The organism is Kitasatospora sp. NPDC004799, assembly GCF_040609095.1.
GTDB lineage: Bacteria > Actinomycetota > Actinomycetes > Streptomycetales > Streptomycetaceae > Kitasatospora.
Genome location: NZ_JBEXJK010000327.1, coordinates 1 through 9,423, shown reverse-complemented (window position 1 = coordinate 9,423; position 9,423 = coordinate 1). Strand labels below are relative to the sequence as shown.

Annotated in this window: 8 protein-coding genes; 1 reads left to right on the top strand and 7 read right to left on the bottom strand. The window is 73.5% G+C overall.

Going from position 1 to position 9,423, the window contains the following annotated elements; genetic code table 11:
* Positions 1-123: 123 nt before the first annotated feature.
* From ABZW03_RS30655 to ABZW03_RS30645, 3 genes are all read right to left on the bottom strand, one after another.
* The gene (locus ABZW03_RS30655; RefSeq protein ID WP_355265395.1) at positions 124-858 is read right to left on the bottom strand and encodes a DUF305 domain-containing protein; all 735 of its coding nucleotides are present in this window, start codon (positions 856-858) and stop codon (positions 124-126) included.
* The gene (locus tag ABZW03_RS30650; RefSeq protein ID WP_355265393.1) at positions 855-1,520 is read right to left on the bottom strand and encodes a DUF3105 domain-containing protein; all 666 of its coding nucleotides are present in this window, start codon (positions 1,518-1,520) and stop codon (positions 855-857) included. Before ABZW03_RS30650 ends, ABZW03_RS30655 begins: the two co-directional genes overlap by 4 nt.
* A gap of 101 nt (positions 1,521-1,621) precedes the next feature.
* The gene (locus ABZW03_RS30645; protein ID WP_355265390.1) at positions 1,622-2,104 is read right to left on the bottom strand and encodes a hypothetical protein; all 483 of its coding nucleotides are present in this window, start codon (positions 2,102-2,104) and stop codon (positions 1,622-1,624) included.
* A gap of 376 nt (positions 2,105-2,480) precedes the next feature.
* Here ABZW03_RS30645 and ABZW03_RS30640 point away from each other — a divergent pair, with 376 nt between their 5' ends.
* Entirely contained in the window at positions 2,481-4,193 is a 1,713-nt protein-coding gene (locus ABZW03_RS30640; RefSeq protein ID WP_355265387.1) for a hypothetical protein, read from the top strand.
* 706 nt (positions 4,194-4,899) lie between these two features.
* Here ABZW03_RS30640 and ABZW03_RS30635 read toward each other — a convergent pair.
* From ABZW03_RS30635 to ureA, 4 genes are all read right to left on the bottom strand, one after another.
* Positions 4,900-5,499, bottom strand: a complete 600-nt coding sequence (locus ABZW03_RS30635; RefSeq protein WP_355265384.1) for a TetR/AcrR family transcriptional regulator — start codon at positions 5,497-5,499, stop codon at positions 4,900-4,902.
* Positions 5,500-5,578: 79 nt separating this feature from the next.
* On the bottom strand, positions 5,579-6,625 hold the full coding sequence (locus tag ABZW03_RS30630; RefSeq protein WP_355265381.1) for an agmatine deiminase family protein: 1,047 nt from the start codon (positions 6,623-6,625) through the stop codon (positions 5,579-5,581).
* A gap of 17 nt (positions 6,626-6,642) precedes the next feature.
* Positions 6,643-8,364: an urease subunit alpha gene (locus tag ABZW03_RS30625; protein ID WP_355265378.1), complete on the bottom strand. Its 1,722-nt coding sequence runs from the start codon at positions 8,362-8,364 to the stop codon at positions 6,643-6,645.
* A 70-nt stretch (positions 8,365-8,434) separates the two neighbouring features.
* A complete protein-coding gene (gene ureA, locus ABZW03_RS30620; RefSeq protein WP_355265376.1) occupies positions 8,435-9,145 on the bottom strand; it encodes an urease subunit gamma in 711 nt (236 codons plus the stop codon).
* Positions 9,146-9,423 lie beyond the last annotated feature (278 nt).

Below are 9,423 nucleotides of genomic sequence, written 5' to 3'. Positions count from 1 at the left end.
GGGGGCGCGGGGGGGGGGGGGGGGGGGGGGGGGTCTCCGGTCCGGCCCCCCCCGCGCCGGCGCCCCGGCCGTCCGGGGAGCACAGGGAAGACCAGGAGCACGCGGAGCGTGCGGGCCGACCGCTCAGGAGGCGGGCACGCCGGGGGTGGCGCCGCGCTCCTTCAACATGTCGGTCATCAGCTGGAGTTCGGAGGTCTGCCCGATCACCATCGACTGCGCGAGCCGCTTCTCGGTCTCGTTCCCGGCCTTGTCGACGTAGCCCTGGGCCATCTCCACGCCGCCCTTGTGGTGCTCGATCATCAGCTGGAGGTAGTACACCTCGGCGTCCCGCCCGCTGAGCGTGCGCAGCTTCGCGATCTGGGTGTTGGTGGCCATGCCGGGCATCAGCGAACCGTCGTGGGCCTGGTACTCGTGGCCCATCTTCATCCACGCCATCGGGGTGGCGGTCGAGTGCTGGGGCAGCCCCCACTGGTCGAGCCAGCCCATCATCATCCCGCGCTGGTTGGCCTGGGTGTTGATGATGTCGAAGGCCAGGGTGCGGGTCGGCTCGTCGGCGGTGCGGTCCCGGACGACGAACGACAGGTCCACCGCCTGCTGGTGGTGGGTCGCCATGTCGCGGGCGAACCCGGCCTCGGGGGAGTCGTCGGCCGGGGCGGCCAGCGTGGACGAGCCGGACGCCGAGGTCCCGCTCGCCACCAGGGCCGGCACCCCGAGCGCCAGCGCCACGGCGGCGGCCAGCGCGGCCGGCCACCACATCCGGCGGCGGCGCGCGGCACCGCCCTCGCCGACGGCTTCCGCCGCGGTGTCCGCCGCGTCCTCCGGCACGGCCCCGTTCGGGCGGCCCTGGTCGGCGGTCACATCTGCCCCATGGTGCAGGAGGCGCCCGGCTCCTGGGTCTGCTTGCCCTGGACGTACTTGGTGAAGAACTGCTCCACCCGCGGGTCGCTGGCGCTCTCCACGGTCAGCTGGGTGCTCCAGGCGTTCAGGGTGATGGTGCCCTCCTCCTCGAGGTACGGGCTCATCATCGAGTACGGGGTCTTCTTGACCTTGTCGGAGAGGGTCTTGATGTCGTCCGGGGTGGCCTTGCCGTTGTACGTCACCCAGACCGCGCCGTGCTCCAGCGAGTGGACGGCGCGCTCGTTCTCGACCGGCTGGTCGTAGACGTGGCCCATGCAGTCCGCCCAGATCGCGTTGTGGTCGCCGCCGACCGGCGGGGTCATCGGGTAGGTGACCTTCTCCTTGACGTGGGTGCGGCTCAGCTCGCCGAAGGTCTTCACGCCAGGGATGTCCGCGTTGGCGGCGATCTCCTTGTCCTTCTTCTTCTGGTTCTGGTCCATGACGACCCAGGTGCCGGTGGCGATGCCACCGACCGCCAGCACGCCGATCGCCACCGAGGCGATGATCTTGTTGCGGCGGTCGCGGCGCTGCTCGGCGGCGCGCAGCTCGGCGATCCTGGCGCGGCGGTCGAGGCCGGCCTGCTTGCCGCCGGCCTTGTTGGACTGCTTGGAAGCGGAACCCATGGTGGTCGTCCTTGTCCCCGCCGCACCGGTCGGTGGCGGCGGTCAGCTGGAGTGTGAGGAGAGCCGGAACCGTCGGCGACTGCGCCGACGGCGGGTTCCGCTCAGGACCGGTGGACCTGGAGTTCGTGCAGGTCGGGCACCGGGTGCGCGCCGTCCAGCAGACCGGCGGGCACCACCCGGGGCAGCGCCTCGGGCGCGGCCGGGGTCAGCGGTGACACGGCGGGCTGCGGCTGCGGCGGCGGGTTCGGCAGCTGGGCGTCCTGCGGGCAGTACGGGTGGCTGGTGCAGCCGTTGTTGCGCGGCGGCTGGCCGTCGGCGGTGCAGAGGATCCAGTGCCCCTGCTCCTCGGTGGCCGTCCGGTGGTGCTCCGAGGGCCTCGCGGACTTGGTGACCTTCGCGGCGCGGCCGCTGTAGGAGGTGTCTCCGGTGGCGACCTGGACGCTGACCACGCTGACGACGGTGACGGAGCCGACCGTGGCCCGAGGCGTCGCCGGATGGCCGGAGCCGTCCGCCGCCTTCGCCTGGCCCGCGCAGGGCAGCAGCGTCAGCAGCGCGGCGAGCAGCAGGGCCAACAGCGCACCCACCGGGCGGCCCGCGGATGCGGCCCTCCCCGGTCGGGGCGAACTGGGGGCCGACGCGGTCATGCGCACATTTAATCAGCCGAACGAGTGATGCGATGCCCCCCATTGGCCCCCATTTTCAGCGGCCGGCACGCCCGGATGATCAGGAAACGCCCTGCTCCGGACACATCCGGCAAGCACGGACGGAACGGGAGTGGCCGATCGGACGGCGTACCCGGTGCCGGTCCGGCGAACCGGCTGGTGAGCGCGGTGGCCGGGACTTTCCGGTGGGTGACCGGTTGTCGCCGAAACCCGGACAGGGTCCTCGCGGGTGGAGAACAATGTCGTCAGCCCGGCCCGCCGGGGGCGGCGCGACCACGGAACGACCAGGAGCCGTCAGATGAGCAAGCAGGGTGCACCCGCACAACCGCACCGGCCGGACGACGGTTGGTGGGACGCCGTCTACGACGGTCCGGCGGGCACCCTCCCGGACACCCCGCACGCCGACCCGGGGGACGGCAGCGTGGACGACTGGTTCGACACGGCGGTCGGGCTCATCGGTCAGCAGCGGTCGGCGGAGCCCGAACCGGAGGTGGAACCGGAGCCGGAGCCGGAGCCGGAGCCGGAGCCGGAGGTGGAACCGGAGCCGGAGCCGGAGCCGGAGCCGGAGCCGGAGCCGGAGGTGGAACCGGAGCCGGAGCCGGAGCCGGAGCCGGAGCCGGAGAGTGCGGAGAGCCAGGACGGCCCGGACAACCGGGACAGCATCGACGACTGGTTCGACACGGCGGTCGGGGTGATCGGCGGGGCGGAGGGGATCGGGCGCCAGCGGACCTCCACGGAGACCCACCAGTTCCCGGCCCCCGCCTTCGCCGACGACGCGCCGAAGACGGCGCCGGAACCGGAGCCGGGGCCGGAGCCGGAGTTGGAGTCGGAGCCGGAGGCCGTACCGGTCTCGCTGGAGAAGCCCGGACCGCCGCCCGCCCCCGAACCGGACCCGGAGCCCGAGCCGGAGCCCGCCCCCGAACCCGCCGTGGAACCCCAGCCCGAGGCCGAGCCGGAGCCCGCCCCCGCAGCTGCTCCGGCTCCCGCTCCCGAGCCCGAACCCGTCCACACCCCGGAACCGGACCCCGCTCCCGTCCCCGAGCCCGTCGCCCTGCCAACGGCCGTCCCCGACCCCCGATTGGCCGTCCGCGCACCGCTCGCCGACGGCGGCGCGGCCGTTCCGCACGTTGGCGAGCGTCCTCCGACCTACGGGCCGGAGCCGACGGCTCTGCCCGAGGCGGACCCGGGCGCACTGCGCGCGCTCGTACCGGACACCGTGCTGGACGGCGCCCAGTACGGATCGTCCGTGCTGCGCGCCGCCTCCGTCCGGGGCGACTCCGCGCGCTACCGGGGTGAGCCGCGCCGCGACTCCCTGCTGGTCACCCGGTTCGGCGAGGGCCCCGACGGACTGCTGCTCGCAGTCCTCGGCGGCTACGAGCGGACGGGCGGCGCGGAGGACGAGGCGGTCACCCCGGAGGCGGTCGCGGCCGCCACCGGGGAGGCGTGCCACCAGCTCGCCGCCGCGATCGGGCGCAGCCGGGCGGGTCTGGCCGCCGACCTGCGCGACGGCGCCCGCGACCGGCTCCGCTACGGCCTCCAGCGCCTGGCCACCGGTGCGGCCGCCCCACTGCGCGCCCTGGCAGCCCGGGCGGAGGGGGACGACACTCCGTCACCGGCCTCGCTGCACTGCCTGATGGTGTCGCTGGACCCGGAGGCCAATTACCGCGCGGCCTTCGGCGTCGGCCCGGGCGGGCTCTACCTGCTGCGCTCCGGCCACTGGATCGACGCCTATGCGGCCCGACTGCTGCACCACCCGGACGGTCAGCCGCCGGTCCCCGAACCGCGGCCGTTCCGCTTCCGGCTCGTCCCCGCGACACCGGGCGACATCCTCCTCCTCTGCGCCCCCGGCCTGGCCCGCCCCATCGCCGACGAGCCGGCCGTCGCCCACTTCCTCTCCACCCACTGGGCCCACCCCCACCCCCCGGGCACCGTCGACTTCCTCCGCCAGGTCCAGGTCCGCGCCAAGGGCTACGCCGACGACCGCACCGCCGCCGCCATCTGGACCGAGTGACACCGAACCAACCCACGCTCCCGCCCCCTGCACCAGAAGTCGACCGGTCCGACTTCTGGTGCATACGCACAGAAAGTCGGCCGCGCCGACTTCTCGCGCGCCCGAGGGAATCTGAAGACCGGTCGGTAGATTTCCCGGTCCGTTCGACCGGGGGGCGCCGCACAGGAAGTCGGCCAGGCCGACTTTTCGTGCGCGCGCGGTGCCAAGATGCGGCCAAATCTGTAGACCGGTCTGCATATTCCGGCCGCTGCGCGGTCGGACTCGTGTGCAGGAAGTCGGCGGGTCCGACTTTTGGTGCGTGGCGGTCTCGGGAGCTGGCAGGCCTGTAGACCGGTCTACATAATCGGTCCCCGGCCAGTGTGCGCGTGCATAGGAAGTCGGCGGGTCCGACTTTCTATGCACGGGGCTGCTGGGTGTTGGCCTGGTTTGGTGCGCGCGGGGCGGAGTGGTTGCCGCGCAGGAAGTCGGCGGGGCCGACTTTTCGTGCGCGCGCGGTGCCAAGATGCGGCCGAATCTGTAGACCGGTCTGCATATTCGTCCCCTGCGTAGTCGGGTTCGTGCATAGGAAGTCGGTGGGGCCGACTTTTGGTGCGCGCGCGGGGCTGAGGTGTGGCCGCGTCTGTAGACCGGTCTGCATATTTGCGTGGCCGATCGGTCGGGCTCCTGCCACAGGAAGTCGGCTCGGCCGACTTCCTGCGCGGGCGGGTCAGGTGCGGAGGAGGATGGCGGTGACGGCGGTGGCCTGGGTGAGGGCGGCGGGGCGGTGGGCGTCGGGGAGGCCGATGGCGATGGGGACGGCGAGGCCGTCGAGCAGGGCGCGGATCTGCACCGCGCGGTCGGCGGCGGGGCCCGGGGTGAAGTGGCCGGCGGCGGTGCCCTCCTCGATGAGGGCGACCAGGTCGGCCTGCCACGGGGCCTCGATCTCCTGCTGGCCCTGGCGGATCTCGGCGCTCGCGGGGGAGCGGCCCCACACCTCGACCCAGAGGATCCAGCGCGGGTCGCCGGCCCCGTCCGGCAGGTAGAGGCGCAGGTAGGCGTCGAGGCGTTGCCAGGGGTCGAGCGCGCGGTCGGCGAGCGCCTCGCGGCGGCGGGCGCCGAGCTGGTCCTCGCTCCAGCGGAGGGTCTCCAGCAGCAGCTGGTCCTTGCTGCCGAAGTAGTACAGCAGGTGCCCGGCGCTCATCTGGAGCTGCTTGCCGAGCCCGGCCATGGTGAGTCCGGCGAGCCCGTGCTCGGCGATCGCGGCCCGGGCGGTGGCGAAGACCTCCTCGCGGGGGCGGGCCGGCCGGCGCGGGCGGGGGTCCGCCATGTGCGTGCTCTCCCTCGGTGGTGCGGAGGTGGGAACGCTACCCGGGCGGGGGCGGGCGGCCCCCACCCGGGTAACCGGATCAGAGCGCCTTCGGCTGCTGCTGGGTGATGCAGTGGATGCCGCCGCCGTTGGCGAAGATCTCGCGGGCGTCGACGAGTTCGACGGTGCGGCCCGGGTAGGCCTCGGCCAGGACGGCGGCGGCCTCCTGGTCGCGCGGGTCGTCGAAGGCGCAGAGGATCACCGCGCCGTTGGCCACGTAGTGGTTGATGTAGGAGTAGTCGACCGGCTCGCCGTCCTCGTCCAGCAGGACGGTCGGGGCGGGCAGTTCGATGACCTCGAGCCGCCGGCCCTGGGCGTCCGTCGAGGCGCGCAGCAGGGCGACCAGCTCGCGGCAGACCTCGTGGTCCGGGTGCGACGGGTCGGGCTGGACGTGGGCGACCACGACGCCGGGGCGCACGAAGGAGGCGACGATGTCGATGTGCCCGCGGGTGCCGAACTCGTCGTAGTCGCGGGTGAGTCCGCGCGGCAGCCAGATCGCCTTGGTGGTGCCGAGGAAGGCGTGCAGCTCGGCCTCGACCTCCTCCTTGGTCCAGTCCGCGTTGCGCCCCTCGCCGAGCTGGACGGTCTCGGTGACCAGCACCGTGCCCTCGCCGTCGACGTGGATGCCGCCGCCCTCGTTGATCAGCCGGGAGGCGAAGCGCTGGACGTCCGTCAGCTCGCTGATGTGCTCGGCGATGTGCTGGTCCTTGTCCCAGCGGGCCCAGGACTGCGCGCCCCAGCCGTTGAAGATCCAGTCGGCGGCGGCCAGCGAGCCCTTGCCGTCGACCAGGAAGGACGGGCCGATGTCGCGCATCCACGCGTCGTTCAGCGGGCGCTCGACGATCTCGACCCGCTCGGAGACGTACGTGCGCGCCTCCGCCGTCTCACCGGTGTTGACGATCAGCGTCACCGGCTCGTACCCGACGATGGTGTCGGCGACGGCGGCCCAGGCCTGGCGGGCGGCGTGCAGCTGCTCGGGGCCGTCGAAGGTGGGGTTGGCGGTGGGGAAGGCCATCCAGGTGCGGTCGTGCGGGTGCCACTCGGCGGGCATCCGGAAGCCGAGCGCGGCGGGCGTGGGGGCGGTCATCGTGGTTCCTAAACGGTTCAGAGGAAGTAGAGGCGGCTGAGCGAGACGCTGTCGGCGGGTTCGGAGCGCAGCGGCGAGCCGTCCAGGGAGACCAGCCCGGTCTCGGTGACGTCGACCCGGCCGACGCGGGCGTTGCGCACCATGTCGCGCGGTCCGATGCCGCGGGTGTTCCGCACGCCGACCCGGCGGCGGCGGGTGGGCAGCCCGTCGGCGGTCCGGTCGAGGTAGGCGCCGTCGGCGGCGGCCTGGGCGACGAAGGCCACCGAGATGTCGGCGGCGGTCGCGCCGTGGGCGCCGAACTGCGGTCCGAGGACGAGCGGTTCGCAGCGGTCGGTGGAGGCGTTCGGGTCGCCGACCACGCCGTACGCGGGGAAGCCCGCCTTGAGCACCAGCTGCGGCTTGGCGCCGAAGTGGTCCGGGCGCCACAGCACGATGTCGGCGAGCTTGCCGACCTCGATCGAGCCGACCTCGTGCGCGAGGCCGTGCGCGATGGCCGGGTTGATCGTGAGCTTGGCGATGTAGCGCAGCACGCGCTCGTTGTCGTCGCCGCTCTCCGTCGTCCCGTACGAGCCGGTGCCGTCGAGCGGGCCGAGTTCGGCCTTCATCTTGCCGGCCATGGCGAAGGTGCGGCGCACCGTCTCGCCGGCCCGGCCCATGCCCTGGGCGTCGGAGGAGGTGATGCCGATGACCCCGAGGTCGTGGAGCACGTCCTCGGCGCCCATCGTGCCGGCCCGGATGCGGTCGCGGGCCATCGCGGCGTCGCCGGGCAGGTCGGGCTTGAGGTCGTGCGCGGAGACGATCATGTCGTAGTGCTCGCCGAGCGCGTCCCGGCCGAACGGCAGCGTCGGGTTGGTGGAGGAGCCGATGACGTTCGGCACGCCCGCCATCTTGAGCACGTTGGGGACGTGTCCGCCGCCGCAGCCCTCGATGTGGAAGGCGTGGATCGTCCGGCCCTCGAGGACGCGCAGGGTGTCCTCGACCGACAGGCACTCGTTCAGGCCGTCGGTGTGCAGGGCGACCTGGACGTCGTACTCCTCGGCGACCCGCAGCGCGGTGTCCAGGGCGCGGGTGTGCGCGCCCATGTCCTCGTGCACCTTGAAGCCGGACGCGCCGCCCTCGGCCAGCGCCTCGATCAGCGGGGCCTCGTCGGAGGACGAACCGCGGCCCAGGAAGCCGATGTTGACGGGCCAGGCGTCGAAGGCGTTGAAGGCGTGGCGCAGCGCCCAGGGCGAGTTGACGCCGACGCCCCAGACCGGCCCGAACTCCTGGCCGATGATCGTGGTGACGCCGGAGGCCAGCGAGGCCTCCATGATCCGCGGCGAGAGCAGGTGGACGTGGGTGTCGATGGCGCCGGCGGTGGCGATCAGGCCCTCGCCGGAGACGATCGTGGTGCCGGTGCCGACGACCACGTCCACGCCGTCCAGGGTGTCCGGGTTGCCGGCCCGCCCGATCGAGGCGATCCGGCCGCCGATCAGGCCGATCGAGGTCTTGCGGATGCCCTGGACCGCGTCGATGACCAGCACGTTGCTGATCACCACGTCGCAGGTGTCCCGGACCGCGGCGGGCTTGAGGTGCAGGCCGTCGCGGGCGGTCTTGCCGAAGCCGGCCAGGAACTCGTCGCCGGGCGCCTGGGAGTCGGACTCCACGCGGACGATCAGTCCGCTGTCGCCGAGCCGGACGCGGTCCCCGGCGCGCGGGCCGTGCACGGAGATGTAGTCGTGCGGGGTGATCGAGGTCATGCCCCCTCCTCGCTTCGCTCGTCGGACCACGCCCTCGTGGAGACCCTGTTCGATTGCTCGCTCCGCTCGCTCACGAGGGCACCTCCGAGTCGTCGAAGCCGGTCAGGTAGCCCGTCGCGCGGGCCTTCGCCAGGGCGGCCTCCTTCGCGCCGGGCGCGTCGAGGGGGCCGTCCACCAGTCCGGCGAAGCCGATCGCGACCCGCTCGCCGCCGATCGGCACCAGGCCGACCTCGACGGTGGCGCCCGGGTCGAAGCGCACCGAGGAGCCGGCCGGGACGGCCAGGTGGGTGCCGTAGGCGGCGGCCCGGTCGAAGGCCAGGCGCGGGTTGGCCTCGAAGAAGTGGAAGTGCGAGGTCACCGAGATCGGCACCCCGGAGGTGTTGTGGACGGGGAGCAGCAGCGTCTCCTCGACCGGGTCGTAGCCGGCGCCGTCCCCGATCAGCGCGCCGCCGGGAGCCTCGTCGCCGAGCGAGCCGGCGCCCCGGAACGGGTCGTTGACCACCGCGAGGCGGGTGCCGTCGTCGAAGACGGCCTCGACCTGGACCACGGTGACCACGTCCGGCACGCCCGGCAGCACGTCGTCGGCGGTCAGCACGGAGCGGCCGGCCTCGATGGCCTCGGCCAGGCGCAGGCCGTCGCGGGCGGCCTCGCAGACGGTGTCCGCGATCAGGGCGGTGGCCTCGGGGATGTTGAGGCGCACGCCCCGGGCGCGGCGGGCGCGGGCCAGCTCGGCTGCTGTGAAGATCAGCAGCCGGTCCCGCTCGGTGGGGGTCAGTCGCACGGTTCCTCGCTCGCGGGTCGTCGGGCCCTTCGGGCAGGTGGGGGCGTCGGCTCGGGGCCTCGGACGGAGCCGGGCCTCGGAGGGCCTGGGGGCGATGTTAGAACGCCGTTCAAACATCTCGGGCCATTGAACCCGCACCGGGCCGCCCTGTCCAGCGTTGCGGCTCCGCGGGCGTTCGGCCCGCTGGGCGGGGGACGGGGGTGAGGGGTAGGGGTGAGGGGCCGGACGGCGCCGGCGGGCAGCGGGAGCGTGGTGGTCGAGCCGCCGCCGGCGACGTC